Source organism: Bradyrhizobium rifense (assembly GCF_008123425.1).
In the GTDB taxonomy this organism is placed as follows: Bacteria; Pseudomonadota; Alphaproteobacteria; order Rhizobiales; family Xanthobacteraceae; genus Bradyrhizobium; species Bradyrhizobium rifense.
The window spans coordinates 84675-109269 of sequence record NZ_VSSS01000017.1 but is presented as its reverse complement, the minus strand read 5'-3'; the positions used below and the strand labels follow the sequence as shown (position 1 = coordinate 109269).

Annotated in this window: 30 protein-coding genes; 13 read left to right on the top strand and 17 right to left on the bottom strand. The window is 64.1% G+C overall.

Translation table 11 applies throughout. The features are described 5' to 3' along the window. Positions 1-34: 34 nt before the first annotated feature. Positions 35-2899 (top strand): aminomethyl-transferring glycine dehydrogenase, encoded by a 2865-nt coding sequence (gene gcvP, locus FXB40_RS11035; RefSeq protein WP_187436790.1) that lies wholly within the window; start codon positions 35-37, stop codon positions 2897-2899. Positions 2900-3101: 202 nt separating this feature from the next. Here gcvP and recA read toward each other — a convergent pair whose 3' ends face one another. Beyond that, positions 3102-4190, bottom strand: coding sequence for a recombinase RecA (gene recA / locus FXB40_RS11030; protein ID WP_148772233.1), 1089 nt, complete (start codon positions 4188-4190; stop codon positions 3102-3104). A 278-nt stretch (positions 4191-4468) separates the two neighbouring features. On the opposite strand from recA, the gene FXB40_RS11025 reads away from it, so the two are divergent. The 3 genes from FXB40_RS11025 to FXB40_RS49855 all read left to right on the top strand — a co-directional run bounded on the left by FXB40_RS11025 (position 4469) and on the right by FXB40_RS49855 (position 5460). Beyond that, positions 4469-4669 (top strand): hypothetical protein, encoded by a 201-nt coding sequence (locus FXB40_RS11025; RefSeq protein WP_148772232.1) that lies wholly within the window; start codon positions 4469-4471, stop codon positions 4667-4669. Positions 4670-4981: 312 nt separating this feature from the next. Further along, complete coding sequence (locus FXB40_RS49045) at positions 4982-5182, top strand: hypothetical protein (RefSeq protein WP_148772231.1); 201 nt, start codon at positions 4982-4984, stop codon at positions 5180-5182. 152 nt (positions 5183-5334) lie between these two features. Next, complete coding sequence (locus tag FXB40_RS49855; protein ID WP_283812890.1) at positions 5335-5460, top strand: hypothetical protein; 126 nt, start codon at positions 5335-5337, stop codon at positions 5458-5460. 539 nt (positions 5461-5999) lie between these two features. Here the strand turns inward: FXB40_RS49855 and FXB40_RS11010 are convergent. Then, on the bottom strand, positions 6000-6179 hold the full coding sequence (locus tag FXB40_RS11010) for a hypothetical protein (protein WP_148772229.1): 180 nt from the start codon (positions 6177-6179) through the stop codon (positions 6000-6002). Between the two features lie 210 nt (positions 6180-6389). Here FXB40_RS11010 and FXB40_RS47755 point away from each other — a divergent pair, with 210 nt between their 5' ends. Beyond that, positions 6390-6557, top strand: a complete 168-nt coding sequence (locus FXB40_RS47755; RefSeq protein WP_187436785.1) for a hypothetical protein — start codon at positions 6390-6392, stop codon at positions 6555-6557. Positions 6558-7478: 921 nt separating this feature from the next. Continuing rightward, the gene (locus FXB40_RS11005) at positions 7479-7667 is read left to right on the top strand and encodes a hypothetical protein (protein WP_148751438.1); all 189 of its coding nucleotides are present in this window, start codon (positions 7479-7481) and stop codon (positions 7665-7667) included. A gap of 28 nt (positions 7668-7695) precedes the next feature. Here the strand turns inward: FXB40_RS11005 and FXB40_RS11000 are convergent, their stop codons facing one another. Together FXB40_RS11000 and FXB40_RS10995 are read right to left on the bottom strand one after the other, a co-directional pair. Then, positions 7696-7950, bottom strand: coding sequence for a hypothetical protein (locus FXB40_RS11000; RefSeq protein WP_148772228.1), 255 nt, complete (start codon positions 7948-7950; stop codon positions 7696-7698). A gap of 103 nt (positions 7951-8053) precedes the next feature. Continuing rightward, on the bottom strand, positions 8054-8350 hold the full coding sequence (locus FXB40_RS10995; RefSeq protein WP_148772227.1) for a hypothetical protein: 297 nt from the start codon (positions 8348-8350) through the stop codon (positions 8054-8056). Between the two features lie 347 nt (positions 8351-8697). Between FXB40_RS10995 and FXB40_RS10985 the strand changes: the two genes are divergently transcribed. Then, complete coding sequence (locus FXB40_RS10985) at positions 8698-9162, top strand: PaaI family thioesterase (RefSeq protein ID WP_148772225.1); 465 nt, start codon at positions 8698-8700, stop codon at positions 9160-9162. A 123-nt stretch (positions 9163-9285) separates the two neighbouring features. Here the strand turns inward: FXB40_RS10985 and FXB40_RS10980 are convergent, their stop codons facing one another. Then, positions 9286-9579: an HdeA/HdeB family chaperone gene (locus FXB40_RS10980; RefSeq protein ID WP_187436784.1), complete on the bottom strand. Its 294-nt coding sequence runs from the start codon at positions 9577-9579 to the stop codon at positions 9286-9288. Positions 9580-9764: 185 nt separating this feature from the next. Here FXB40_RS10980 and FXB40_RS10975 point away from each other — a divergent pair, with 185 nt between their 5' ends. After that, a complete protein-coding gene (locus tag FXB40_RS10975) occupies positions 9765-10007 on the top strand; it encodes a PilZ domain-containing protein (RefSeq protein WP_187436783.1) in 243 nt (80 codons plus the stop codon). 44 nt (positions 10008-10051) lie between these two features. Here the strand turns inward: FXB40_RS10975 and FXB40_RS10970 are convergent, their stop codons facing one another. Further along, positions 10052-12085 (bottom strand): pyrroloquinoline quinone-dependent dehydrogenase, encoded by a 2034-nt coding sequence (locus tag FXB40_RS10970; RefSeq protein WP_187436789.1) that lies wholly within the window; start codon positions 12083-12085, stop codon positions 10052-10054. A 6-nt stretch (positions 12086-12091) separates the two neighbouring features. After that, positions 12092-12325: a hypothetical protein gene (locus tag FXB40_RS10965; protein WP_148772222.1), complete on the bottom strand. Its 234-nt coding sequence runs from the start codon at positions 12323-12325 to the stop codon at positions 12092-12094. A gap of 152 nt (positions 12326-12477) precedes the next feature. On the opposite strand from FXB40_RS10965, the gene FXB40_RS10960 reads away from it, so the two are divergent. Then, entirely contained in the window at positions 12478-12882 is a 405-nt protein-coding gene (locus tag FXB40_RS10960; protein WP_148772221.1) for a hypothetical protein, read from the top strand. A gap of 113 nt (positions 12883-12995) precedes the next feature. Continuing rightward, the gene (locus FXB40_RS10955) at positions 12996-13331 is read left to right on the top strand and encodes a hypothetical protein (RefSeq protein WP_148772220.1); all 336 of its coding nucleotides are present in this window, start codon (positions 12996-12998) and stop codon (positions 13329-13331) included. 56 nt (positions 13332-13387) lie between these two features. Here the strand turns inward: FXB40_RS10955 and FXB40_RS10950 are convergent, their stop codons facing one another. Beyond that, positions 13388-13855: a DUF6691 family protein gene (locus tag FXB40_RS10950; protein ID WP_148772219.1), complete on the bottom strand. Its 468-nt coding sequence runs from the start codon at positions 13853-13855 to the stop codon at positions 13388-13390. A gap of 5 nt (positions 13856-13860) precedes the next feature. Further along, entirely contained in the window at positions 13861-14289 is a 429-nt protein-coding gene (locus tag FXB40_RS10945; protein WP_148772218.1) for a YeeE/YedE family protein, read from the bottom strand. A 172-nt stretch (positions 14290-14461) separates the two neighbouring features. On the opposite strand from FXB40_RS10945, the gene FXB40_RS10940 reads away from it, so the two are divergent. Beyond that, positions 14462-15625, top strand: coding sequence for a GNAT family N-acetyltransferase (locus FXB40_RS10940; protein ID WP_148772250.1), 1164 nt, complete (start codon positions 14462-14464; stop codon positions 15623-15625). A gap of 7 nt (positions 15626-15632) precedes the next feature. On the opposite strand, the gene FXB40_RS10935 is transcribed toward FXB40_RS10940, so the two are convergent. The 8 genes from FXB40_RS10935 to FXB40_RS10900 all read right to left on the bottom strand — a co-directional run bounded on the left by FXB40_RS10935 (position 15633) and on the right by FXB40_RS10900 (position 22721). Then, positions 15633-16298 (bottom strand): DsbA family oxidoreductase, encoded by a 666-nt coding sequence (locus FXB40_RS10935; protein ID WP_148772217.1) that lies wholly within the window; start codon positions 16296-16298, stop codon positions 15633-15635. A 76-nt stretch (positions 16299-16374) separates the two neighbouring features. Further along, positions 16375-17196 (bottom strand): helix-turn-helix domain-containing protein, encoded by an 822-nt coding sequence (locus FXB40_RS10930; RefSeq protein ID WP_148772216.1) that lies wholly within the window; start codon positions 17194-17196, stop codon positions 16375-16377. Between the two features lie 122 nt (positions 17197-17318). Next, entirely contained in the window at positions 17319-17849 is a 531-nt protein-coding gene (locus FXB40_RS10925) for a flavin reductase (protein WP_187436782.1), read from the bottom strand. Positions 17850-17857: 8 nt separating this feature from the next. Next, positions 17858-19111: a Zn-dependent hydrolase gene (locus tag FXB40_RS10920; RefSeq protein ID WP_148772214.1), complete on the bottom strand. Its 1254-nt coding sequence runs from the start codon at positions 19109-19111 to the stop codon at positions 17858-17860. Between the two features lie 4 nt (positions 19112-19115). Next, the gene (locus FXB40_RS10915; protein ID WP_187436781.1) at positions 19116-19997 is read right to left on the bottom strand and encodes an alpha/beta fold hydrolase; all 882 of its coding nucleotides are present in this window, start codon (positions 19995-19997) and stop codon (positions 19116-19118) included. 11 nt (positions 19998-20008) lie between these two features. Next, on the bottom strand, positions 20009-21154 hold the full coding sequence (locus FXB40_RS10910) for a pyridoxal phosphate-dependent aminotransferase (RefSeq protein ID WP_148772213.1): 1146 nt from the start codon (positions 21152-21154) through the stop codon (positions 20009-20011). A 7-nt stretch (positions 21155-21161) separates the two neighbouring features. Further along, on the bottom strand, positions 21162-21941 hold the full coding sequence (locus tag FXB40_RS10905) for an SDR family oxidoreductase (RefSeq protein ID WP_148772212.1): 780 nt from the start codon (positions 21939-21941) through the stop codon (positions 21162-21164). 66 nt (positions 21942-22007) lie between these two features. Continuing rightward, positions 22008-22721 carry a GntR family transcriptional regulator gene (locus FXB40_RS10900; protein ID WP_246207520.1) on the bottom strand — a complete coding sequence of 238 codons (714 nt, stop codon included), beginning with the start codon at positions 22719-22721 and terminating at the stop codon, positions 22008-22010. Between the two features lie 227 nt (positions 22722-22948). Here FXB40_RS10900 and FXB40_RS10895 point away from each other — a divergent pair, with 227 nt between their 5' ends. Beyond that, positions 22949-23812, top strand: coding sequence for an ABC transporter ATP-binding protein (locus tag FXB40_RS10895; protein WP_148772248.1), 864 nt, complete (start codon positions 22949-22951; stop codon positions 23810-23812). After that, positions 23809-24588 (top strand): class II aldolase/adducin family protein, encoded by a 780-nt coding sequence (locus tag FXB40_RS10890; protein ID WP_148772210.1) that lies wholly within the window; start codon positions 23809-23811, stop codon positions 24586-24588. The genes FXB40_RS10895 and FXB40_RS10890 overlap by 4 nt, the downstream gene beginning before the upstream one ends. Positions 24589-24595: the final 7 nt, after the last annotated feature.

Below are 24595 nucleotides of genomic sequence, written 5' to 3'. Positions count from 1 at the left end.
ACGGCGACAGCGAAATCTAAAGCGAGGACCCATGATGACCGCGCACCGCAAATCCAATGGCGACACCGCCACTTTCGTTCGCCGCCACATCGGCCCGTCGGCGCGCGATGTCACCGCAATGCTCGAGACCGTCGGCGCCAAAAGCGTCGACGCGTTGATGTCGGAGACGCTGCCGGCCTCGATCCGGCAGGCCGCCCCGCTCGATCTCGGCAAGCCCCTGAGCGAGACCGAAGCGATCGCGCACATGGCCGAGCTCGCACGTCAGAACCAGGTCTTCACCTCGCTGATCGGCCAGGGCTATTCCGGCACGATTTTGCCTGCGGTGATCCAGCGCAACATCCTCGAAAACCCCGCCTGGTACACGGCGTATACGCCCTACCAGCCCGAGATCAGCCAGGGCCGGCTGGAAGCGCTGTTCAACTTCCAGACCATGATCTGCGACCTCACCGGGCTCGACGTCGCCAACGCCTCGCTGCTCGACGAGGCCACCGCCGCGGCCGAAGCCATGGCGCTCGCCGAGCGGCATTCGCGGGTCGAAGCGAAGGCCTTCTTCGTCGACAAGGACGTGCATCCGCAGACGCTGGCGGTGATGCGCACCCGCGCCGAGCCGCTCGGCTGGTCGCTGGTCGTCGGCGATCCCCTCACCGATCTTGACAAGGCCGACGTGCTCGGCGCGCTGCTGCAATATCCGGGCTCATCGGGCGCGGTGCGCGACCTCAGGCCCGCGATCGCGGCGCTGAAGGCCAAGGGTGCGCTCGCGATCGTTGCCGCCGATCTGCTGGCACTGACGCTGCTCGCCTCGCCCGGCGAGCTCGGCGCCGATATCGCGATCGGCTCCGCGCAGCGTTTTGGCGTGCCGATGGGGTACGGTGGCCCGCACGCGGCCTATATGGTGGTGCGCGATGCGCTGAAGCGCTCGCTGCCCGGCCGCATTGTCGGCCTCTCCGTGGATTCCCGCGGGATGCCTGCCTATCGCCTCGCGCTGCAGACCCGCGAGCAGCACATCCGCCGCGAGAAGGCGACCTCCAACATCTGCACCGCGCAGGTGCTGCTCGCCGTGATTGCGGCAATGTACGCGACCTATCACGGTCCCGAAGGGCTGACGCAGATCGCGCGCAATGTGCACCGCCGCGCCGCCGTGCTCGCGACCGGCCTGCGCAAGCTCGGCTTTGCTCTGACCAGCGAAACCTTCTTCGATACGCTCAGCGTCGACGCCGGCGCCAGGCGCGCCGAGATCGTCGCACGCACCACCGCCGAGACAATCAATCTCGGTGTTGGTGAAAGTGCGCTCCGCATCGCACTCGACGAGACCACGACGCCCGCCACGGTCGAAGCGGTCTGGCGCGCGTTCGGCGGCCAGCTGTCCTACGCCGAGATCGACGCGACCACGCGCGAGGCCCTTCCGGAGGCGCTGAAGCGCACCACCGCGTTCCTCACCCATCCGGTGTTCCACGCGCATCGCTCGGAAACCGAGATGCTGCGCTACATGCGCAAGCTCAGCGATCGCGACCTCGCGCTCGACCGCGCGATGATTCCGCTGGGATCCTGCACGATGAAGCTGAACGCGACCACCGAGATGATGCCGCTGACCTGGCCGGAGTTCGGCAGCCTCCACCCGTTCGCCCCGCGCGAGCAGGCACGCGGCTATCACGCACTGTTTGCGCGGCTGGAGAAGTGGCTGTGCGACATCACCGGCTATGACGCGATCTCGCTGCAGCCGAACTCGGGCGCGCAGGGTGAATATGCCGGCCTGCTGGCGATCCGCGGCTATCACGCCGCGCGCGGCGAGACCCACCGAAAGATCTGCCTGATCCCCTCCTCTGCCCACGGCACCAATCCGGCTTCGGCCGCGATGGTCGGCATGGACGTGGTGGTGGTTGCCTGCGAGGCCAACGGCGACGTCGACGTCAACGATCTCCGCGTCAAGGCGGAGAAGCATTCGAACGATCTCGCCGCGGTCATGATCACCTATCCCTCGACGCATGGCGTGTTCGAGGAGCACATCCGCGAAATCTGCGACATCGTGCATGGCCATGGCGGCCAGGTGTATCTCGACGGCGCCAACCTCAACGCGCAGGTCGGCCTGTCCCGGCCCGGCGATTACGGCGCCGATGTCAGCCATCTCAATCTGCACAAGACCTTCTGCATCCCGCATGGCGGCGGCGGCCCGGGCATGGGCCCGATCGGCGTCAAGGCGCATCTTGCGCCGTTCCTCCCCGGTCATCCCGCGACGCAAGCGGATGCGCCGGTGGGTCCGGTGTCGGCCGCACCGTTCGGCTCGGCCTCGATCCTCACGATCTCCTACATCTACATTCTGATGATGGGCGGCGAGGGCTTGAAGCGCGCGACCGAGATCGCGATCCTCAATGCCAACTACATCGCGGCACGCCTCGATGCGCACTTCCCCGTGCTCTACAAGAACGAGAAGGGCCGCGTCGCGCATGAGTGCATCGTCGATCCCCGTCCGCTGAAGACGACGTCCGGCGTCACCGTCGACGACATCGCAAAGCGCCTGATCGATTACGGCTTCCATGCGCCCACCATGAGCTTCCCGGTGCCGGGCACGCTGATGATCGAGCCGACCGAGTCGGAATCGAAGGCGGAGCTCGATCGTTTCTGTGATGCCATGATCGCGATCCGCAAAGAAATCGCCGAGGTCGAGGCCGGCCGCTTCAAGATCGAAGCCTCGCCCCTGCGCCACGCCCCGCACACCGTGCACGACATCGCCGATGACGACTGGAAGCGCGCCTACACCCGCGCTGAAGGCTGCTTCCCCGCGGGCTCCTCGCGCACCGACAAATACTGGTGCCCCGTCGGCCGCGTCGACAACGTCTATGGCGACCGCAATCTGGTGTGCTCGTGCCCGCCGGTGAGCGATTACGCGGAAGCCGCGGAGTAAGACACGACGGAGGTGTCGTAGGGTGGGCAAAGCGAAAGCGTGCCCACCACCTTTCGCCACGTTAGAATATGGTGGGCACGGCGCTTGCGCGCCTTTGCCCACCCGGCTGATCAACGAAACGCAAAACGAAACGGGCACTGACGACGTCGGCAACTCAACGTCCTCAGCGCCCGCTCCTCGCGAATGTTTTTCGCGGTAGGTCTTACTCGTCCGCGGGCTCCTCGCCGTCGGCGTCGCGCTCGGGGCTGCCGGCGAGAATCTGCTCGGCGATCAGGCCGGAGTTCTGGCGGATCGAGGTTTCGATCTTGGCGGTGATATCGGGATTGGCTTTCAGGAACGCTTTCGAGTTCTCACGGCCCTGGCCGAGGCGCTGGCTGTCATAGGAGAACCAGGCGCCGGATTTTTCGACGATGCCGGCCTTGACGCCGAGATCGAGGATCTCGCCCATCTTGGAGACGCCCTCGCCGTACATGATGTCGAACTCGACCTGCTTGAAGGGAGGTGCCAGCTTGTTCTTCACCACCTTGACGCGCGTGGTGTTGCCGACCACTTCGTCGCGCTCCTTGATCGCGCCGATGCGGCGGATGTCGAGACGGACGGAGGCATAGAATTTCAGCGCGTTGCCGCCGGTCGTGGTTTCCGGCGAGCCGTACATCACACCGATCTTCATGCGGATCTGGTTGATGAAGATCACCATGGTGTTGGATTTGTTGATGGAGGCCGTCAGCTTGCGCAGCGCCTGGCTCATCAGCCGCGCCTGCAGACCCGGCAACGCATCGCCCATCTCGCCCTCGAGCTCGGCCTTCGGCACCAGCGCCGCGACCGAATCGATCACAAGCACGTCCACCGCGCCCGAGCGCACCAGCGTGTCGCAGATTTCCAGCGCCTGCTCGCCGGTGTCGGGCTGGGAGATCAAGAGCTCGTCGATATTGACGCCCAGCTTCCTCGCATAGACCGGGTCGAGCGCGTGCTCGGCATCGATGAAGGCGCAGATGCCGCCCTTCTTCTGCCCTTCCGCCACCGTGTGCAGCGCCAGCGTGGTCTTGCCCGAGGATTCCGGCCCGTAGATCTCGACGACACGCCCCTTCGGCAGGCCGCCGATCCCGAGCGCGATATCCAGCCCGAGCGACCCGGACGACACCGACTCGACGTCCATCGAACGGTCGTTCTTGCCGAGCTTCATCACCGAGCCCTTGCCGAACTGGCGCTCGATCTGGGAGAGCGCGGCAGCCAGAGCTTTACTCTTGTCCATGGAGGATCCTTCGACGATACGCAGGGCAGTGGTGGACATTGGGTCGTGCTCCTTATGGCGAGGATTCGGGTGCGGGACAAACGATTGGCGGCGGGTCGTCGATAAAAACAATGTACACTATTTGTTCTCAGTTCGCAATATGTTCTTTTGTGGAATTTGGCGCTGGCCTGTTTCCGAGCGCGGTGGCCTGGTTTGATTTTGAGAGTGGCCTGATTTGCAATGTTCACTTTGGAACGGAACGCGGAGCATCCAAGTATTAGGCTCGTGAGAACCCCAACCCAACGGTTAGGACCCGTCCTGTAAGCGGAGGTTGTGTCATGAAGCAGCGCCGTCGGTTCACGCAAACCGTGTCTCTCGAAGAACGCCTCACCCAAGAAGCCGACCGATTGAGAGAGGAAGCCAAGAAGCTCCCCCACGGTCCAGAGCGCGAAATCCTCCTCCGCAAAGCCAGACAGGCAGAGACCGGCTCGCACATGAGCGAGTGGCTGACCTCGCCCGGGCTACGGCCGCCAGAGTGAGCAATTTTGCACAGACTCTACGATGCGGATATGCAATTTGTGCCGCTACCGGGGTTTTGCATCATCCCCCTCGGGGCTGGTAAGCCGCCGTCCGCGAGACATTAAGCGGGCGGCGTTTTTGCGTGAAGGCCGCCTCAGTTGGCGGCCTCTTTCATTTTGGCGCTGGCCTGTTTCCGAGCCCGGTGGCCCGGTTTGAAAACCACAGCAGCCTGCTTTGAAATGTTCGCTTTGGAACTGTGGGGCGGTCGTCTGCATATTAATTTCGCAAGAACTCAAACTCTGCGGTTAGGACCCGTTGGACGAGGCTGTGTCATGTCGAAACGTCGTCGTTTTAAGCAGTCCCTTTCCCTGGAAGAACGCCTGGCCCAAGAAGCCGAACGATTAAGAGAGCAAGCCAAACAGCTCCCGCCCGGCCCTGAGCGCGAAGCCCTCCTCCGCAAAGCCAGACAGGCAGAAACCGGCTCTCACATGAGCGAGTGGCTGAGGTCGCCCGGGCTGCAGGCGCCAGAGTAGTACCCATAAATTCCCCAACTGAGGCGATGGCCTGCTTTGAACGCTGCCGTCATAAGTTCGCAATCTTCCGCGAACCTTTCTGCTGGGTACGGTTAGTTTTGGGGAGTCTGGGTGATGACGGAAAGCACGCAGCAAGGGACAGGCGCACTCGGTTGTTGGAAGCCGCCACGGCAGCAATGATGGAGTTCGAGCGAAGGGAAAGCGACTTCCGCAAAAAGGATCAGGCGGAGCGCGCCGCTGAGCTTCGCCTTCCTCTGGATAAGATCAACGTGCACTGAGCAGCAGTCACAGGACTGTCATGGCACGTTCCTAGCATTGTCATGCGACGGGGGTCCGGCGCGCAGCTCCCCGTCCTGATCTTCGGCCTAGACCACCAGACTGGACGGGGAGCTTGCCCCAGAGAACCATCCGGGCGCGCGCGGGTTATCCCCGCATGAATGCCGCCTTTATCGTCGTCACCGGGATCGTCTTCGGTGCCCTGGTAGGCTTTGACAAGCTCTTCGGAGGAACCGGATAAGGCCGCCTCAGTGTGAAACGGCCTCGTCTCCTACCCGTATCTGGTGGGCTGGGGGATTTCAGTGCCCAGTTCAACGCAGCGCCGCCAAGCATTGATTTGAGCTTGGTCGCGTTGTGCCGTTGAACCTTCACGTCATCCATTCGGACTAATCAGTATCCGGGATTTTGCTAATCCCTCTCGGGGCTGGAACGCCGCCGCCCGCGATCATTTAAGCGGGCGGCGTTTTTACTTCTGGGAAACGAAAAAGCCCCAGCCCAAGCGGTTCCGCAAATACTCGATCGCCCAAAGAAATAAGCCACCTCAATTGGCCGAGGCTGGCCCCTTCGCATTCCCCAGAATCAGCAACGCCAGAGGCGCCAGGGGGCCGACCGCAGCGGCGATCCAAAGCCATTTGCCGGACGGCCTGTTGCGCTCGCGCGCCATTGCGCCTGCGAGCGGGATCGATCCAATCGAGACGATGACGAACAGCCAAAAGCCCATGACCATCTCCGCTGCACCATCTCCGGTGCGACGCGGCACGATAGCATGAAGGCAACCGGCGCCCCTGCCCTCCGCAAAATGTGAGGCCACGCTTTTCCTTCGAAGATGATGCGCATCAAAGACGCGCCGTCATCAATCCGCAATCCTGCGGCAGCGAACTTTTCTGCGGCTGCCGACTTGAAACGGCGCCGGCACAATGGGGATTGGATCATGACGGAAAACACGCAGCACGATGCAGTCAGGCGCAATTCTCTGCTCGAGACGGCGCTCGAGGAGATGCTGAAGTTCGAGCGCCAGGAATCCGAGTTCCGCAAAAAGGACCGCGCGGAGCGTGCTGCCGATCTCCGCCTGCCGCTGGACGAGATCCAGGTGCACTAGAAACGTGCACTAGAAAACGCCAGGCAAAACAGGCTGTTGCCTACTGTGCATAGGGTTGTTTTCAAGAGCTTTTGGCGGCACGTGCCGCCAAGGGTGCTGTTGCATCAAGGCTGCCGTTACATCAGCACCAGCAGCACGATGCCGATGACCGCCACCACGAAGCCAGCCGCCGTCGCGGCGGCGAATGACCGCTCTACCTTGTCCATGATGCCACCCCGCTAGCAGCGCGCCACGTTTCCCCCATGGCTTCGCCGTGCCCGCAAAGTGTCGCCAACGGATGTGTCTGAAGTTGTGCGGGGGGATGTCTGAATTGGGACGTGAGAGCGGATCTAAATGCGACCGCAAGCCCCACGCAAGCTTGCGTAAGGCACCTGTCAGCCGAATGCTCTAGCGTCGCCTTGCCCGGTGGACCAACACCGCGCCTCCATACCCAGTCGACGACCCCGCTCTGCCCCGAGCGGGGTTTTCTGTTTCCGCGACCGGACGCGCCGCCAGCTGATGATATTCAGCACGAGGTCAGATCCGTCTCACCTTGTCAGGCTGTCGTAAGCTGAACGGGCTACGGTCGTCTGGCTATGGTGTTGCAGCCCAGCACCTCAGCCTCCAATAACCTTCTACCCCGCCCGGCTCTCCCCTGGCGGGGTTTTTTCTTGCGCGCATGGATCCATCGCGTGCTTCCCCGCGTATCTGTCCGTGGTTCTCCGCCCATGAACAGAGTTCCTGGCGGGAAGGCTGAGGTGCTGTGAAAACGCACCCGTCGGTTCCATCTTTCGGAATCCGATTTCGCTTGTTTCGAGCCACGCGCGTTTGCTGAATTCCGATGAACTATCCACGGCTTAACAGCAATTTTTGCTTGTCGATGGAATATTGCGAGACCCAACATGTTACCCGACATGGCAAGGGTGAATCGTCGAGGTGACCATGAATCACAGGGGCGTTGAGTTCACGGTTGCAAAGACGGCGATCCCGGGCGTCTGGCAGTGGCAGTTCCGGATCGGCGACGAGACCAAGACAGGCAAGACCGAAACGAAGATCGACCTGCTGGCGATCCGTCGTGTGCAGCTGCGCATCGATCGGGAGCTGAAGGCCATCGGCCGCAAGACAGCCTGAACCGGCAGGTTGAGCGGCCGGACCAGGGCTAGTCGGCGCTGGGCAGCCGCCGCATGGTGAATTCGATGTCGCCGCCGGGCAGTTCGCGCCAGTTCTCGACTTCGCTCATATAGCCTGCCTTGGGATAGCGCGCGAAGAAGGCCTGCGCCCTTGCCCGTGCCGCGGCACGAGGCAGAGTAAAACTCTCGCGCAGATAGCCGTCGCCGGCCTTGCCGCCCGCCCCGATGACCGGCTTGCGCCGGCGCGCCATCCGCTCGGCGAGGTCCCGCGGGCGATCCGCCATATCCTGCCTCCTCAACGCAACACTGCGAAGGAATGTAGGATCAAGGCTTGCCTAAGGGGAGTCCCGAACGGAGGCATCACCCGCCTCGCGGAGCCGCCCTGGGTCAATTGGCGGCCGTACCGGCCTTGGTCTTCTTGGGCGCGCTGGTGGCAGCTGCGGCCTTCGGCGCGGGCTGCTTCGGCGGGTCGGCGCGCATCCCGCCCCAGGGATCGCTGGAGGCCTTGGCGTCCGGAATCTTCTTCAACGTGTCCTTGTAGGCCTTCTCGCGCGCGGCATCCGCGGCCTTCTCGTCCTCGGTCTTGGAGGGGCCATCCGCCATCAGATTGATATGGGGCGACTCCTGCGCGAAGGCCGGTCCAGCCACCAGCGCCAGCACCGCCGCCATACGGAAAAGCTTCATCATTCACTCCTTGATCATCGATAGAGGGGCGGATGCCACTCCCTGGCCTTCTTCATGGCTCCGAGCGCCGCTTCAATCCGCTAGAGCCGGTCCGACCTGCACGATTTCGGCTCGTGGAGCCAGTCGTCCCAGATCGGGCCGCACCTGGTGCAGCCGTTCAGCGCCAGACCAAGCACGGCCAGGCAAATGACAAGGACACATCGACGCAACATCGTCCACCCGCTCCCAAGCGTGCCATCATATCGGGCGAAGTCGGGCATTTTCAAGCCGACGGCCAAGGTGACTTTGCCGCGCCCGAGCGGGCAGAATGAGCGAAACATTCGGCAACACAGGAGGGAACGACAGCCATGCCACCGCAGCCAGACGACGAGTTCGGCATCAGCGAGGCCAGACGCATCCTCGGCGAGGTCTTTGCGCCCTGGGTCCAGGATCTCAACCTCTCCGTCGAGCGCATCGAGCACACCCCACCTGCCGATGCGCCGGACTGGCAGCCGGGCGCGCTGCTCCGCATGCCGTTCTCGGAGCGGCTGTGCCGCAACGGCGGGGTGGTCTGCGGCCAGGCGCTGATGGCGCTCGCCGACACCGCGATGGTGATCGCGAACCTCGCCGCCAATCGCGGCTATCGTCCGATGACCACGGTGGACCAGACCACGCATTTCATGCGCGCGGTCTCCTCGTCCGACGTGCTGGCGGACGCGCGCGTGGTGCGGCTCGGACGCACCATGAGCTTTGGCCGCGTCACCCTGCTCTCCGCCACCGACAACAAGCAGGTGGCGATGGTCTCGAGCGCGTTCGCGATGCTGCCGGGCTGAGCATCATCCGAAACGAAGAGAGCCGCGTGAGCGCAAAACGCACCGCGGCTCTCGATAACGATTGCAACGAAGCAAGAGACGGAAGCGCGATGCAATCACGCTCCCGTCGCGACGCTTCCAAAATTACTTGCCGAGCACCTCGTCGGCGGCGGTGACGATGCTGACGTTGGGATTGGTGCCGCAATAGGTGCCGAACTTCTTGGCGTTCTCGACGAACACGTCGGTGTCGATGATCGCGTTGTCCTCATCGCCCTTGTACCAGCCGTCCATCCAGGTCAGCACCATCTTGATGGTGTCGTCGCCGCTCTCGAGGAACTGCTTGCAGCTCATGGTCGCGAGATCGAGCTTGGTGGCGTGGGCGGGCATGGACGACAGCGAGAGCGCTGCGGCGAACAGAAGCGAAAGCGTGGTCTTCATCGGAATCTCCATCGGCGCGTAACGCCATAAAGGAAAGGCTTGCGGGATAAACTCGGCGGGAAGTGACTCGCCGCTTCAACGTCGTAAACGAAGTCTGAAGCGCTGTGCAAGTAGCGCCAGTATTGAGTTTAGATCAACGCAATTTCTATGCACTATTTCACAATCATCATTATGGATTAATGCCGATGATCGAGAAGCGTGGAGAGCAACGTTACCGGGTTTTCAAGGGGGGCACGATCACCTTTGAAAATGGCGGCATCGCGTGCACCGTACGCAACATGTCTGACAGCGGCGCCGCGATCGATCTCGAAAACCCTATGATATTGCCGCATTCGTTCACGTTGTCGATTTCACGCGACAATTTCGTGCGGAATTGCCGCGCGGTGTGGCGCAACGACAAGCGCATCGGCCTCGCCTTCGTGCAATAGCGCGCACGATGTGAATGACTGTTCGCATCGCATGCACGCAAACATCATGTCGACCTGATACGACGACGTCGGCGACGCCAGCGCAGCCCCGCGACGACCAGCGCGACAATCGCGAGCGCAACCGCCGACAATGCCGCAAAGAATCGCCCGCCGGGGCGATCGATCGTGCGCGACCACAATGACGGCGCTTCGCCCGGGCGTGAGAGACGAAACGCGACGAGGCTGTCGCCAATCGAGGTGCCGGCTTCGGAATGACCGCCGGCGCCGATCGCGACATATTGCTCGCCCTTCCAGATATAGGTCATGGGGTTGGCAACGCCGGGCACCGGCAGCCGCCCCTGCCACAGCTCTCGTCCGCTTCGCGTATCGAAGGCACGCAAGTAAGCATCCATCGCGCCGGTGAAGACGACACCGCCTGCGGTCACCGCGAGCCCGTTCATCAGCGGCGCGCCAAAGGGCAGCGGCACGCCGAGCGGCGCCACATCCTCGGTGGTGCCGACGGTCGAACGCCAGAGAATCTTGCCGGCCTTGAGATCGACCGCGACCATTTCGCCCCAGGGCGGCTTGTTGCAGAGCAGCCCGAGCGGCGACATCACCACCGACCGCGACATCGCATAGGGCGCGCCTTTTTGCTGGCCGAAATCATGACCGGGCGGCGGGTTGAAACCGGCCGCCTCCGCGCGGGGGATCAGCTTGATGAGATGAACGGCGCGGCTGGTATTGGCATAGAGGATCTGGTTGACGGGATCGAACGCCGCACTGCCCCAGTTCACCCCGCCGCCGGTGAAGGGAAACTCCAGCGTGCCTTGCGTCGAAGGCGGCGTGAACAGACCTTCGTTGCGCGCTTCTGCAAACTGACGTTCACAGGACGAGCCGCGCAGGCCGGGCAACAGCGAGAGTGCATCGTCGGTCGAGATCGTCTGCGACGTCAGCGCCGGCACATGTGTCGGGAACGGCTGCGTCGGCGAAAGTCGTTCACCCTCGGCACCGCCTTGCGGCACCGCGCGCTCCTCGACCGGCCACACCGGCTTGCCGGTGTCGCGGTCGAGCACGAAGACAAAACCTTGCTTGGTCGGCTGGATCACGACATCGCGCGAACCCTCGTCCGTGTCGATGCGCGCGAGCGTCGGCTGCGCCGGCAGATCGTAATCCCAGACGTCGTGATGCACGGTCTGAAATGCCCAGACGAGTTCGCCGGTCTCGATGCGCAGCGCGACAACCGAATTGGCGTGCTCGTTATTGCCGGCCCGCTTGCCGCCCCAGAAATCCGGCGACGGCGAAGACGTCGGCAGGAATACGAGCCCACGCGCTGCATCGACCGACATGGCCGCCCAGACATTGGCATGGCCGGCCTCGATACCGTCGCGCTTGAGCGGCTCGAAGGTCCAGCGCGGCTCACCACTGCGCGCGTCGAACGCGCGCACCACGCCGCTCGGCGCATCGACGCGGCGGTTGTCGCCAATCGAGGAGCCGACCACGACAACACCGCGGCCGACCGCCGGTGGCGACGTGATCTGGAATTCGCCGGGCCACTCCAGCGGCATGCCGATATCGATCTTGATCTCGCCGCCCTTGCCGAAATCCGCACAGGGAAGACCTGTCTTGGCATCGAGTGCGATCAGGCGAACATCGTTCGTTCCCATGAAGATGCGCGATCGGCAGGCGGCGCCTCGCGGCGCAGTGTCGTCAACCCAGTAGGTGACCCCACGGCAGACATAGCGATTGGCCGGACGCTGGTTGATGGCGATCTTCGGATCATAGCGCCACTTTTGCGCTCCCGTGCCTGGATCGAGGGCGATCACCTCGTTGAAGGGCGAGCAGAAGATCAGGCTGTCCTCGACGAACAGCGGCGTCGCCTCGAACTTGGTTCGCCGCATCACCTCAGGCGGACGCGCCGTCACATCGCCGGTGCGAAATTCGAAAGCGCGGATCAGCTGGCCGACATTGTCGGAGGTAATCTCGCGCAATGGCGAGAAGCGCGAACCGCCGGGATCGCCACCCCAGCTCTCCCAGGCGACGCACGGCCGCGCAACAAGCAGAACGACGAGGCCAATCAGGTATCGCAGCCGGCCCGCCACCACGCACTATTTCGGCTTCTTGGCGGGCTCGCTCGGACGCGCCCCGCCCCACGGGTCATACTTTTCCTTGGGGTCCGGAATGCGCTCGAGCGCGGCCTTGTAGGCCTTGTCATCGACCTTAGGTTTGTTGTCCGCCTTCTGGTCGCTATCCTGCTGGTGGCGCCGACCGCCGCCCATCTGCGCCTGCGCGGAAGCAACCGTCAGTGCCAGCACCGCGGCGGCCATGACCAGAATTCTCATTGGTGCAATCCCCTTTATCCGGGGTACAAACTAGCCTGCAATCCCGTAATAGCAAATGTGGCGGGCTCTATCCCTTCAGCAAATGTTGATCGGCCGGGACTTCGTCCCGTCGAATTCGCGCCTATCTGTTGGCCCGCAGGGGACCTTCACGAATGTTGCGGATTGTTGCTCATGTGGCGCTGCTCGCCAGCGCGCTCGCGCTCGGCGCGTGCGGCTTTGCCGACAGCCGCGCTCCCGTGCCCGACTTCATGCGCCTCAAGGAAGCAGACCAGCTGCCGCCCGAACCGCCGCCCGACGTCAAGCGCGTGGTCCGCGAGCAGATCGATGTGGTCTTCCTCAACACCTCCTATCCGCGCGAGGTGCAAGTCGCCCTGCCCCATCACGAGGTCCGCGGACCGGGCTGGACGGCCTGTGTCCGCGCGCAACTCACCTCGGCCACCGGCTCGGCGCTGGGTGCCCAGACCTACATCGTGACGATCAACGGCGGAAAGGTCATCGACCGGCGGCGCGCGGAAGTCGATGACATCTGCGGGTCGGAAGCCTACGAGCCGATCTAGCGATTGATCGCAACACACGACAATCCGGTTCCGGGAAAAACCTGTAATTCAGCCGGAACGATCACGGCCTCTCATTCTTGTTACCGCAGAGGGCAGTTTCGGAGGAGGACAGGATGAGGACGTTCACGATTGCACTGCTGGCCGGTGTCGGGGCTCTCGCTGCGGCGAGCGGCGCGAAGGCTGCGGATCTGTACACGACCAGCGAATACACCAGCCCAGATCTCATTCAGGAGGTCCGGCTGGTCTGCGATGACGCCGGCAATTGCTATCGCACCCGCGGCGGCGCGCGCGTGATCGTGCGCGACTCCTATGATGCCATGCCGCGCGAGCGCTATTACGAGCGCCGCACCTATCGCGATCACGACTGGGACGACGGTCCGCACGGCGGCGTCGGCATTCGCGCGCCGGGCGTCAGCGTGGGCGTCGGTGTCGGCGGCGGCCGCTGGTAAGCGACACAGCACGACTGAAAGGACCGGACGAGACAGCTCGTCCGGTCCTGTCTGCCTCAGGACTCGAGCGGATGGACCGGCGCAGCGATGCGGGTCGATGATTGCAGCTGCGCGACGAAGCGGGCCAGCACCATGCCGGCACACATCGCGACGACGAAGATGACGGCTGCGGTCGAGCCGAAGCCCAGCGCGGTCAGGGCCGGTCCAGGACAGAAGCCGGCCAATCCCCAACCGATGCCGAAGATCGCGGGACCAACGATGATTTTCGGATCGATGTCGCGGCGTGTCGGCACGTAGAAGCGTTCGGCGAAGAAGGGGTGTGCAAGTTTCAGGACCTGCCTGAAACCGACGAAGGTCACAGCGACCGCGCCGGCCATCACGAAGGCGAGGCTCGCGTCCCATATCCCCGCCGGGATGCCGCCGAGGTCGAGGAAGTTCAGCACCTTTGCCGGATTCGACATGCCGGAGACGATCAGCCCGAGGCCGAACAGCAGACCGATCGCTAATTGGACGAGAATGGTCATTGCGCTCAGCTCCAGTGCCGGATCACGAAGACGGTGGCGACGCCCGTCGCTATGAAGGTGATGGTCGCGACCAGCGAGCGTACCGACAATCGCGACAGGCCGCAGACGCCGTGGCCGGACGTGCAGCCGCTGCCCCACACCGCGCCGAAGCCGGTGAGCAGCCCTGCGACAATCAGCACCGGCGTTCCTGCGGCGATCGTCTGCGCCGGCAGGCTTCCGGTCACGAGCCGCACCAGCACGGGTGCGGCAATGAGGCCGGCGACGAAGGCAAGCCGGCCGGCAAATTCGCGGTCCTCGTAGGGCGGAAACAACCGCGCCGCGATGCCGCTGACGCCGGCGATCCGTCCCGTCGCCCACATCAGCAGCGCGGCGGACAAGCCGATCAGCGCGCCCCCGACGAGCGAGGCAATCGGCGTGAAAGAGGTGGCGACCATTTTGATCCTCCGGATCGAGACAGCATCCGCCAGCGGGCCGGCCGGATGCTCAATGAGACATTAACAATACCACTCGAATTGAAGCGGCGCCCCAACGGGATTTTCCAATCTTTGCGCTAAGCATACTCGCGCAACGCAGGCTAATGCCGGCGTGAACGGGGAACGACGGGACGTGGTCGACATCGCGCATCAGGCTGCGATCAATCCGGCATCGGCGAAGGATGCAACGCCCGCGCTCGTCTCGCTGACGGCGATCGAGCCCGGCCAATGGCGCGCGCTGGCGCAGCGGACGGTCGAGCCGAACGGCTATTATCTGCCCGCCTGGGAGCTCGCCGTCAGCGCAACCGCGCGCGGCCGTATCGGTGCTTCGGCCTTGTCCGTCTGTAGCGGTTCCTCGACGCGGCTGATCGGGTTGATGCCGGTTGTGTCGCTCTGGCAGGCCTGGAAGATCCCCCTACCCGCGCTGGTGAGCGCGCATCCCTATGGCACGCTGTGCAGCCCGCTGATCGATCGCGATGCTTCGCTCGAGGCCGCGACGCGCCTGCTGCAGCGGGCGAGCGAGGCCGGCGCACATGCGCTGATCTTGCGCGACGTCGCGCTCGACGGCGCGGCGATGGCATCGCTCAAGCAAGCACTCGGCCAGACCGGCCTGAAGCCACGCGTGCTCGGCTCCTATATCCGCGCCAGCCTCGATGCGACACAGGATGGCGACAGGCTGCTGCACGAGGCGCTTGGTACGAAGAAGCTCAAGGAGCTGCGCCGGCAGCGCCATCGCCTGCAGGAGCACGGCGCGATCAGCTTCGACGTTGCGCGCAAGCCGGACGAGATCAAGCCCGTGCTCGAGACGTTCCTGCAGCTCGAAGCCAGCGGCTGGAAGGGCGAACGCGGCACTGCCCTGATTCAGGACGCGGGCGATGCGACCTTCATCCGCCGCGCCGTCCCTGCACTTGCCGAGACCGCGCAATGCGAGATCGTCACGCTCCGCGCCGGCGCGACGCCGGTCGCCGCAGGCATCGTGCTGCGCCATCAGGATCGCGCCTTCTTCTTCAAGCTCGGCATCGACGAGCGCTTTGCAAAATATTCGCCGGGCGTGCAGCTCACGCTCGACCTGACGCGTCATCTCTGCGTCGATCCCGCCATCGCTGGCGCGGATTCCACCGCGAGCGCCGATCATCCCATGATCAACCCGATCTGGCGCGGCCGCTTTGCGATCGGTGATGTGCTGATCCCGCTGCGGCGGAACGATCCGATGGTGGCACTGATCCATGCGACACTGATTGCGCGCAACGTCGCGCGCGACACAGCACGCCGCGCGGTCCATTTGCTCCGCAAGTAGACGTGCGCTACTCCGCCGCCTGCGCGTTGATCTCCGCCGAGACCTGGCGGATGGCGCGAGCGAGCAGGTTCGGATCCTGCGCGCCGGAGACGGCATATTTCTGCGCGAACACGTAGGTCGGCACGCCGGAGATACCCTTCTCGGCGGCCTCCTGCGCGTCGGCCGACACGCGCGCGACGTCCTCGTCGGTGGCGAGGCGCTTGCGTACGTCGTCGGCATCGAGACCAACGTCGGCCGCGGCCTGCACCAGCACGTTGACGTCGCTGAGATCGCCGCCGTCGCGGAAATACAGCTCCATCAGGCGCTGCTTCATCTCGGGCGCCTTGCCGACCGCCTCGGCCCACAGGATCAGGCGATGGCAGTCGGTGGTGTTGGGCTGGCGCGCGACCAGCTCGGGCTTGTAGACGAGGCCCTCTTCGCTGGCGGCCGCGACCACGCGCCCCGCGATGCCTTTATAGGCCTCGACCGAGCCGAACTTCTGGGTGAGATAGTCCTCGCGGCTGATGCCCTCGCGCGGCACCCAGGGATTGAGGAAGAAGGGACGGAAATTCAGCTTGACCGGGACGTCGGGCACGAGCGCGAGCGCGCTCTCGATCCGGTGCTTGCCGATATAGCACCACGGGCACACCACGTCGGAGACGACATCGATCTGAAGCGGTTTCAGCGTGCTCATTTGCGCCTCCTTCGGGCGGTGCGGTTTTGTCGGAAGATAAGCCGAACGCCGCCCGAGGCAAGGGTGCCAGAGGGTGCTAGGCCACTTTTGCGGCCGTCTGTCTCAGCCATTCGGCGGTGCGCTCGTCCGCCGGAAAGAACGTTTCCAGCGCAAGCTCCGACAGGGTGATATCGACCGGCGTTCCGAACACCATGGTGGTGGAGAAGAAACTTAATATCCCCCCGTCATGCCGAAGCTTAAAGGGGATCGCGACATTGTCGCTTCCCAGCGGCCCCGAGCGCGCCGGAATGGGGTAGCTCTTGAGGTCGTGATAGAGCTTGATCAGCTCCGGATCGGCCGTCGCCTCGCATTGCCGATGCAGGCGCTCGAGCAGATGCGCGCACCATTCCGCGAGATTGACGGTGCGCGGTGCGAGCCCCTCCGGATGAAAGGCGAGCCGCAGCACGTTGAAGGGCTGGCCGAGCAGCCGCTCCGGAACGCCTTCGAGCAGCGGCGCCACCATGCGATTGGCGGTCACCAGATTCCAGTGCCGGTCATAGGCCAGTGCCGGATTGGGTTCGTGGGCCCTGAGCACGAGGTCGATCGCCTGACGGGCTGATTTCAAGGCGGGGTCCTCCAGCGGGCGTTGCGGAAAGGCCGGCGCGTAGCCGGCCGCGACCAGCAGCACGTTGCGTTCGCGCAAGGGCACGTCGAGGCGCTCGGCGAGCCGCAGCACCATGTCGCGCGACGGCGCGGCGCGGCCGGTTTCGACGAAGCTGAGATGGCGCGCGGAGATCTCGGCCTCGCCGGCGAGATCGAGCTGGCTCATGCGGCGGCGCTGCCGCCATTCGCGCAAATGGTCGCCGATATGGACCGGCTGGCTGGGTTCGGCGCGTGCCGTGGATGCATGTGCGTTCATGGTCGCAAACCTACCACGTGCATTTCGGCCCATCCATTACCCCCGAGGTAATGGATATTGGTATGCAACCACCAATGGTTCATCGACCATCAAAAGTGCCGCACGTCGCGCCGCCGGCCCCATCAGGATCGGCCAAGAGCGGATTCGGGTCCAGTCTCGGCTAGATCGGTCACCCCGACCGTATGATAGGCGCGGCCAAAATAGATCAGATTGCCGGTGCAGCCGGTTTTTTGCACGGCCACGACGCGGCAGAACAGCACATCATGCGTGCCGACATTAACGATATCGGAAATCCGGCAGTCGAACGCGGCAGCACAGTCGGCCAGCACCGGCGCGCCTGTTTCGAGCGTCGACCACGCGGCTGCAGCAAACCGTTCCTCCGCTGGCACCTTGCCGCCGAACAGGCGGGACAGTGGCTCGTGCCGGGCCGAGAGCACGTTGACGCACACCACCTTGTTGCGCGTCACGCTGGCATAGGCCGAGGAGGCGCGGTTGATGCAGACCAGCAGCGTCGGCGGATCGTCAGTGACGCTGCAAATCGCAGATGCAGTAAATCCGGCACGGCCCGCGCCGCCGTCGGTCGTAACGATACTGACGGCCGCACCGAGACAAGCCATTGCATCACGGTAATCCTGAGGGGCGACGTCCTGCATCGGCGTCCTCACGCCTCGATGGCAGGCGCAAAGGCGAGCCCGCCCAGCACCTGCGCGAGCACAGAGGCGCCGGCGGCAACATGATCGGGCTCGGCCCATTCGTGCTCGACATGGCTCGCGCCGTCGCGGCACGGGATGAAGATCATCGCAGCGGGACAGATTTTGGCGAGATGACGGGCATCGTGACCGGCCGCGGAAAGGATCGTCATGGCGGAATGTCCCTGCTCACGCGCCGCCTGTGCGATGCTCGCCCGCAGGCGCTCATCGAAGGCGTTCGACGGCGCATCGACGAGCGGCGTCACCGTGACCGCGCACGGTGAGGCGTTCTCCTCGCAAAGAGCTTTGATACGCGCACCGGCCGCATCGAGCACGGCATTGTCAGGGTGACGCAGATCGATACTGAAGCTGACGCGCGACGGCACCACGGACGGCGCATTCGGCGAGACTGTAACCCGGCCGATGGTGAATTTGATGTCCGCGTCAATGGTGCCGATCTCGGTATGCAGCGCCGTCGCCATCCGGGCAAAGGCCGCGAGCGCATCCCGCCGCTCCAACTGCGCCAGCGTGCCGGCATGGCCCTCGGCACCCTCGACCACCACCTGGAAGGTCTTCTTGCCCTGGATGCCGGTGACGACACCGATGGTGCAGGCGGCGGCTTCCAACAACGGCCCCTGCTCGATGTGCAATTCGAGATAGGCTCCGACCGCAAAGCCGAGTGGTCGATGCGGCATATCGGGAAAAGCCTGATGGAGGCGATCGAGCGCCTCGCCGACGCTGATGCCGTCTGCATCGCGCGCGGCGCGGATCGCGTCCATATCGCGCTCGCCGGTAAAGGCCTCCGAACCCATCATGCCCGGGGCGAAGCGCGAGCCTTCCTCGTTCATCCATGCGACGACGACGACATCGCGTGCGGGCTTCTCACCTTGCTCGGCCAGTGAGACGACCGCCTCCAACGCCGCCATCACGCCGGCCGCACCGTCAAACTTGCCGCCGGTCGGCTGGCTATCGAGATGACTACCAAGGAGAAGCGGCGGCGCGGCGCGGTCGCGGCCGGCCAGCGTCAGGAACAGGTTTCCCGCGGCATCCGTCGACGGTGTCAATCCTGCCTCAAGCGCCCAGCCGATGACACGTCGCCATGCCGCGATCTCGCCATCGCTCAACGCCTGACGGTTGACCCCGCCCGCCGGCGTCGCGCCGATCTCGGCGAGCGCCATCAGTCGCGCCCAAAGCCGATCCGCGTTGATCAGAGGCAGGCTCGTCATCGACCTACTTCGTGCGCATGATCTGGCCCGGCAGCGCGCGCGGATCGCGCGGCAACCAGTGTCCGGCCTCGACCTGGGCGATGAACTCGGCGAGCAGCTCGTTGAACGCCGCCGGCTCTTCGAGATTGAGCGTGTGACCGGTCTTGGGGAAGACCGAGAGGCCACAGGCCGGAATGGTCTTCTTCAGGAAGATGCCGGGCTGGAGGCAGTGATCGTCCTCGTCACCGACGACGACCAGCGTCGGCACCATCATCTTCTTCAGGCCGTCTTCGAGATCGTAGAAAGACGGTCGCCGCGCCTGGACGCCGCGCATGGTGTTGGCGGCACCGCGATCGGAATGGGTGGCAAGGCGATCGGCGAATTCCTGCCAGCCGCGCGGATCCTTGTTCTGAAACTGAACGCGGCTCGCACCGAGCGCATAGATCTTCGAAAACTCTTTCGCGCTCTGCTTTTCGAAATTGTCCGCGACTTCCAACGAGACGCCACGAAAATACTCCTCGAACTCCTTCTCGCAGCCATAGCCGGCGCCGGCGACGGTGAGCGACAAAGCGCGCTCCGGCGTGCGCAGGCCAAAATGCACCGTGCAGAAGCCGCCCATGGAGAGGCCGACGATGTGCGCTTTCTCGATCTTGAGCGCGTCGAGCACGGCGACCGCATCGTCCGCAGCGATTGCCTGCGAATAGGCCTCCACGCTGTCGGGCACGTCCGACGGCGGATAGCCGCGCGCGGCGTAGCAGATGCAGCGGTGGCGGCGGCTGAAATAGCGGAGCTGCGGCTCCCAGCTTTCGTGATTGCCGCCGAATTCGTGGATGAAGAGGATCGGCGTGCCCTCGCCCGCCTCTTCCACATGAAGTTTCACGCCGTCCTTCGTTGTGATCATCGTCATCGGCATCGTCCCTAGAATTGCGGCGGCAGGTCGTTGAGCGTGCGTGCCTGAACGACCATCTCCGGCAGGAGCGTGCAGAGCTCTTCGACCCAGGCCTGCGGCACCGAGGTGCTGATCTTCACAAAACGGTCGCCGAAGCGCTGGGTGTGATAAGTGCCCTGGCGGATCATGATGCCCTGGCGGCGATAGCATTCGACCAGCGCCTCGGGGCGGATGCCCGCCGCGATGGTTTCGAGCACCAGGAAGTTTCCGTGCGATGGCATGATCGGCAGCGCTAGTCCTTCGATTGCGCTTGCCGCTTCCTGGATCATCGCCTTGTTGGCGCGGTCGGTGCTGCGGACCTTCTTCATCCATTCGGCCTTGACCGACAAGCCCGCCTGCGCGGCGCGCTGGGCGATGACGCTCGCGCCGAGCACGCTGGTGGAGGTCTGCGCCAATTCCTCGAACAGGTCGGGCGCTGCGACAAGCGCACCGATGCGCAGGCCGGCGAGCCCGAGCCATTTCGAAAAGCTGGTCGAGACCACCGAGCCTTTCGGCGCCACATGAAGTGCCGGCGTGTGGCCGTCGGCGAAATCGCGGTAAGTGCAGTCGTGCACCAACAGCGCGCCGCAATCGCGCGCGATCGCCGCAAAACTCTCGATCTCCTCGCGCGTGTAGCGGATGCCGAGCGGATTGTTGGGATCGACCAGATAAATGATCGCGGTGCGCTCATCGACATGGGCCTTCAGCGCCTCAGCCGTCAGGCGATAGTTGCAGGCCGGATCGTAGATCGGAATCTCGATCACCTCGGCGCCCTGCTGGCGCGCGAACAGGCACGGCCATTTCCAGGTCGGATCGGTCGTCACCAGCGTGGTGCCGGGCTTGCAGCGGGCGCGGCAGATCATGGCCAGCGCGTTGACGCCACCCTCAGTCACCAGCGCTTCGGCACCGGGCGTCCCGAGATCAGCGACGATCGCGGCGCGCAGCGCCTCGAAGCCAAGCGGCGGGGCGTAGGCATTGAACTCGCCAGCCTCGATCGAACGCAGCATCGCCTCGCGCACGGCGGGGTGACTCTCGATGTGGTTGGTGTTCTGGCCGAGCCAGTAGAGTCCCGGCGTCGCCGAGAGCTCGTCGAAATAGCGGTTGCGGACCAGCGCCGCCGATTGAGGTCCTGACATCGGCGCCTCAGATCACCGAGCCGCGCGCGGCGATGCCGCCGTCGATCGTCACCACGGTGCCGGTGATGTAGCCGGACCGGGGCGAGGACAGGAACGCGACGAGATCGGCGACCTCTTCCGAAGTCGCGGGTCGCTTGCCGGGATATTTGTCGAACAACTCCTCCCAGCGGCTTTCGTCGCCGAGCATGTCGATCGACTTCCGCTTCATGATCTTGAGCATGCGGTCGGTGGCCACCGGCCCGGGATTGACCGCGACGACGCGCACGCCGTGATCGAGGCTGCGGCCGCCGAGCGCCTTGGTGAAGGACATCAGCGCCGCGTTGCCGGTCGAGCCCGCGATGTAGCTCGCGTCCCAGTTCTCACCCGAATTGCCGATGATGTTGATGATGACGCCGTCCTTGCCCTTCATGCGCGGATAATAAAGACGCGACAGCGTGATGTAGCCGAACACCTTGAGATCGAAGCCGCGCCGCCAGGCGGCGTCGTCCAAAATCTCCAAAGAACCCGCCGGGATATCGCCGGCATTGTTGATGAGGATGTCGATGTCGCCGACCTCGGCCGCGAGCTTCTCCATCGCAGCGGTGCTCGACAGGTCGAGCGCATGGATCGTGATCTTCACGCCATGGCGGGATTCCAGCTCCCGCTTGGCCTGAAGCATGGCCTCGCCGTTGCGGGCGGCCAGATGCAGATGGCACCCCTCCGCGGCGAAGAGTTCGGCCACCACAAGTCCAATTCCTTTCGACGCGCCGGTAATCAAGGCGGTCTTGTTCGTCAGCTTCAGGTCCACAGGGGTCTCCAGGATGCAAGCTAGATATACAATGTCTAGCAATTTGCATACCAAGAGACCGAATGGTCATTCGAAGGCGGCGAGGAAGTCCAGCAGGTTGTCGCCGAGCAGGTTGACGTGGTCCCGCATGGCGCTGTGCGCCCGCTCCGGATCATGGGCCAGGATCGCCTCCATGATCGCCTCATGCTCACGGACGGTGTCGGCGATCCGGTTCGGCATGCGCGTCACCCGGCGGCGATACGCCGCCACCTGGTTGCGCAGCTTGCGCGTCTGCTCGGCCAGGAAAGTGTTGCGCGAGGCCTCGTAGATCGCCTCGTGGAATTCCTGGTTGATGTCGTAGAAGACATCGATGTCGCCGGTTTCACCTGCCGTCATAAGCCGCTGATGAATCTCTCCAATTTCACTGCCCCAGGCCTGGGAGACGCGCCGCGCCGCGAGCCGCGCGCAGAGGCCTTCGAGCTCCGCCATCACCTGGAACATCTCGATCAGCGCCTGTGCCCTGATGCTGCGGACCGTCGCCCCTTGCCGCCCGCGCAGCTCGACCAGATTGTTGGCGGCCATCAGGCGGAACGCCTCCCGCACCGGCGTGCGCGAGACCCCGAAACGCTGGGCGATCTCCTGCTCGTCGAGCCGGCTGCCCGGCTCGAGATGCCCCGCCGCGATCGCCCCTTCGAGCTTCTGGCGCAGGCTCTCGGCGAGCGTCATGCCGGGGCCAGGCGCCAAGGCTTCGTGCCCATTTTTCACGCGCCTGCCTCCGCTGTGTGCACCAATATCCGCCATCATGTTTCTCCGAGAACAATATACGTATACAAAATGACACCCACACTCCAGCGAAACGGCTGATTTCTGCCCCGGATACACACGACTCGCGCGCCTTCGCCTCAGAGACTCGCAAGTCTTATGCCTGATTTGCCCGGAAATCGCACTGGCACACGAGTTGCTAAGAGATTTCGATGCGGTCCGCTGTCGTATGCGAATGGCCGCCGTCATTATACAAGGACATGCCGGTGCAGGCCGCCCGCCTACCCAATCCCGGACCGACCACCGAAGCCCCGCAGGCCCAGCCGAAGCCTGAGCCGCTGCTTGAAATGCGTGCGGTCAGCAAGACCTTTGGTGCCGTCGCGGCACTGTCGGGGCTCCAGGCGAACATCGCCCCCGGCGAGTTCGTCACCGTCGTCGGCCCGAGCGGCTGCGGCAAGAGCACCCTCTTCAACATCGTCGCTGGATTGGAGGAGCCCGACGCCGGCGGCATCCTGCGCTTCGAAGGCAAGAGCTGCCATGCCGCCGACCTGCTCGGCCGCGTCTCCTTCATGCCGCAGCGCGACCTCTTGTTTCCCTGGCGTAACGTGGTGGACAACGCCATCCTCGCGCTCGAGGTCGAGGGCATGCCGCGCGACCAGGCGCGTGCCAAGGCGCTCAAGATGCTGCCCGAGTTCGGGCTTGCAGGATTCCAGAAGCAATATCCCAATCAATTGTCCGGCGGCATGCGCCAGCGCGTCGCCCTGATGCGCACCTTCTTGTTCGAGCGCGACCTGATGCTGCTGGACGAGCCGTTCGGCGCGCTCGACGCGCTGACGCGGGCGATGATGCAGCGCTGGCTGCTCGATGTCTGGCAGAAATACCGCCGCACCATTCTCTTCATCACCCACGACGTCGACGAGGCGATCTTCCTCGGCGACCGCGTTCTGGTCATGACCGCACGTCCCGGCTCGGTGAAGCTCGAACAGGTCGTCGATCTTCCCCGCCCGCGCAAGCCCGCGATCGTCACCTCCCCTGAATTCGTGCGCCTCAAGCGCACGCTGCTCGATGCGATCGAGGAGGAAAGCATGAAATCGTTCCAATCCTCCATCGCGCAGGAGAAGTCGCAATGAACGCGATGTCAGCGAGAGAACCGCGGGGGATCGATCCGGCGGAGTGGGACGCCCGCGTCAAGCTCGCCGCCTGCTATCGCATGGTCGCCAAGCTCGGCATGGACGACTTGATCTATAATCACATCTCGATGCGCGTTCCCGGCCATGACGATCAGTTCCTGATCAATCCCTATGGGCTGCTGTTCGACGAGATCACAGCCTCGAGCATGGTGAAGATCGACACCAAGGGCAACAAGCTCGACGACACGCCGCAGGCCGTCAACGTCGCCGCCTTCGTCATCCATGCGGCGATCCACACCTCGAACCATGATGCGGCCTGCGTGCTGCACACCCATTCCGACGCGAGCGTTGCAGTCTCCGGACAGGAGAAGGGCCTGCTGCCGCTCAGCCAGTTCGCGATGCGCTTCTACGATCGCCAGGCTTTTCACGATTACGAGGGCGTCGCCATCGACCTGGACGAGCAAGTTCGCCTGGTGCGCGATCTCGGCCCGCACAAGGTGATGCTGATGCGTAATCACGGCATCCTCACTGTCGGCCGGACGCCGGGCGAAGCCTTCATGCTGCTCTATTATTTCGAGCGCGCCGCGCGGATCCAGCTCCAGATGCAGGCCGCGGCCGCAGCCGGCGCCAAGCTCGTGATGCCGCCGCACGAGGTCTGCGAGAAGGCCGCCCGCCAATTCTGGGAACTGCAGGGCGACATTCTCGTGCCCGGCGAACGCGAATGGCCGGCACTGATGCGCCAGCTCGACCGCACCGATCCATCCTATCGCAATTGATTTTCAT

Excerpts from the sequence above, each read along its gene's own strand:
- FXB40_RS10975 (WP_187436783.1), top strand. The coding sequence starts at position 9,765 with ATGATCGAGAAGCGTGGAGAGCAACGTTACCGGGTTTTCAAGGGGGGC.
- FXB40_RS10955 (WP_148772220.1), top strand. The coding sequence starts at position 12,996 with ATGAGGACGTTCACGATTGCACTGCTGGCCGGTGTCGGGGCTCTCGCT.
- FXB40_RS10985 (WP_148772225.1), top strand. The coding sequence starts at position 8,698 with ATGCCACCGCAGCCAGACGACGAGTTCGGCATCAGCGAGGCCAGACGC.
- FXB40_RS10980 (WP_187436784.1), bottom strand. The coding sequence starts at position 9,579 with ATGAAGACCACGCTTTCGCTTCTGTTCGCCGCAGCGCTCTCGCTGTCG.
- FXB40_RS10965 (WP_148772222.1), bottom strand. The coding sequence starts at position 12,325 with ATGAGAATTCTGGTCATGGCCGCCGCGGTGCTGGCACTGACGGTTGCT.
- FXB40_RS10890 (WP_148772210.1), top strand. The coding sequence starts at position 23,809 with ATGAACGCGATGTCAGCGAGAGAACCGCGGGGGATCGATCCGGCGGAG.
- FXB40_RS10925 (WP_187436782.1), bottom strand. The coding sequence starts at position 17,849 with ATGCAGGACGTCGCCCCTCAGGATTACCGTGATGCAATGGCTTGTCTC.
- FXB40_RS10915 (WP_187436781.1), bottom strand. The coding sequence starts at position 19,997 with ATGACGATGATCACAACGAAGGACGGCGTGAAACTTCATGTGGAAGAG.
- FXB40_RS10920 (WP_148772214.1), bottom strand. The coding sequence starts at position 19,111 with ATGACGAGCCTGCCTCTGATCAACGCGGATCGGCTTTGGGCGCGACTG.
- FXB40_RS10930 (WP_148772216.1), bottom strand. The coding sequence starts at position 17,196 with ATGAACGCACATGCATCCACGGCACGCGCCGAACCCAGCCAGCCGGTC.
- FXB40_RS10950 (WP_148772219.1), bottom strand. The coding sequence starts at position 13,855 with ATGACCATTCTCGTCCAATTAGCGATCGGTCTGCTGTTCGGCCTCGGG.
- FXB40_RS11010 (WP_148772229.1), bottom strand. The coding sequence starts at position 6,179 with ATGGGCTTTTGGCTGTTCGTCATCGTCTCGATTGGATCGATCCCGCTC.
- FXB40_RS10900 (WP_246207520.1), bottom strand. The coding sequence starts at position 22,721 with ATGGCGGATATTGGTGCACACAGCGGAGGCAGGCGCGTGAAAAATGGG.
- FXB40_RS11025 (WP_148772232.1), top strand. The coding sequence starts at position 4,469 with ATGAAGCAGCGCCGTCGGTTCACGCAAACCGTGTCTCTCGAAGAACGC.
- gcvP (WP_187436790.1), top strand. The coding sequence starts at position 35 with ATGACCGCGCACCGCAAATCCAATGGCGACACCGCCACTTTCGTTCGC.
- FXB40_RS10960 (WP_148772221.1), top strand. The coding sequence starts at position 12,478 with ATGTTGCGGATTGTTGCTCATGTGGCGCTGCTCGCCAGCGCGCTCGCG.
- FXB40_RS10945 (WP_148772218.1), bottom strand. The coding sequence starts at position 14,289 with ATGGTCGCCACCTCTTTCACGCCGATTGCCTCGCTCGTCGGGGGCGCG.
- FXB40_RS11005 (WP_148751438.1), top strand. The coding sequence starts at position 7,479 with ATGAATCACAGGGGCGTTGAGTTCACGGTTGCAAAGACGGCGATCCCG.
- FXB40_RS10935 (WP_148772217.1), bottom strand. The coding sequence starts at position 16,298 with ATGAGCACGCTGAAACCGCTTCAGATCGATGTCGTCTCCGACGTGGTG.
- recA (WP_148772233.1), bottom strand. The coding sequence starts at position 4,190 with ATGTCCACCACTGCCCTGCGTATCGTCGAAGGATCCTCCATGGACAAG.
- FXB40_RS10995 (WP_148772227.1), bottom strand. The coding sequence starts at position 8,350 with ATGAAGCTTTTCCGTATGGCGGCGGTGCTGGCGCTGGTGGCTGGACCG.
- FXB40_RS11000 (WP_148772228.1), bottom strand. The coding sequence starts at position 7,950 with ATGGCGGATCGCCCGCGGGACCTCGCCGAGCGGATGGCGCGCCGGCGC.
- FXB40_RS47755 (WP_187436785.1), top strand. The coding sequence starts at position 6,390 with ATGACGGAAAACACGCAGCACGATGCAGTCAGGCGCAATTCTCTGCTC.
- FXB40_RS49045 (WP_148772231.1), top strand. The coding sequence starts at position 4,982 with ATGTCGAAACGTCGTCGTTTTAAGCAGTCCCTTTCCCTGGAAGAACGC.
- FXB40_RS10910 (WP_148772213.1), bottom strand. The coding sequence starts at position 21,154 with ATGTCAGGACCTCAATCGGCGGCGCTGGTCCGCAACCGCTATTTCGAC.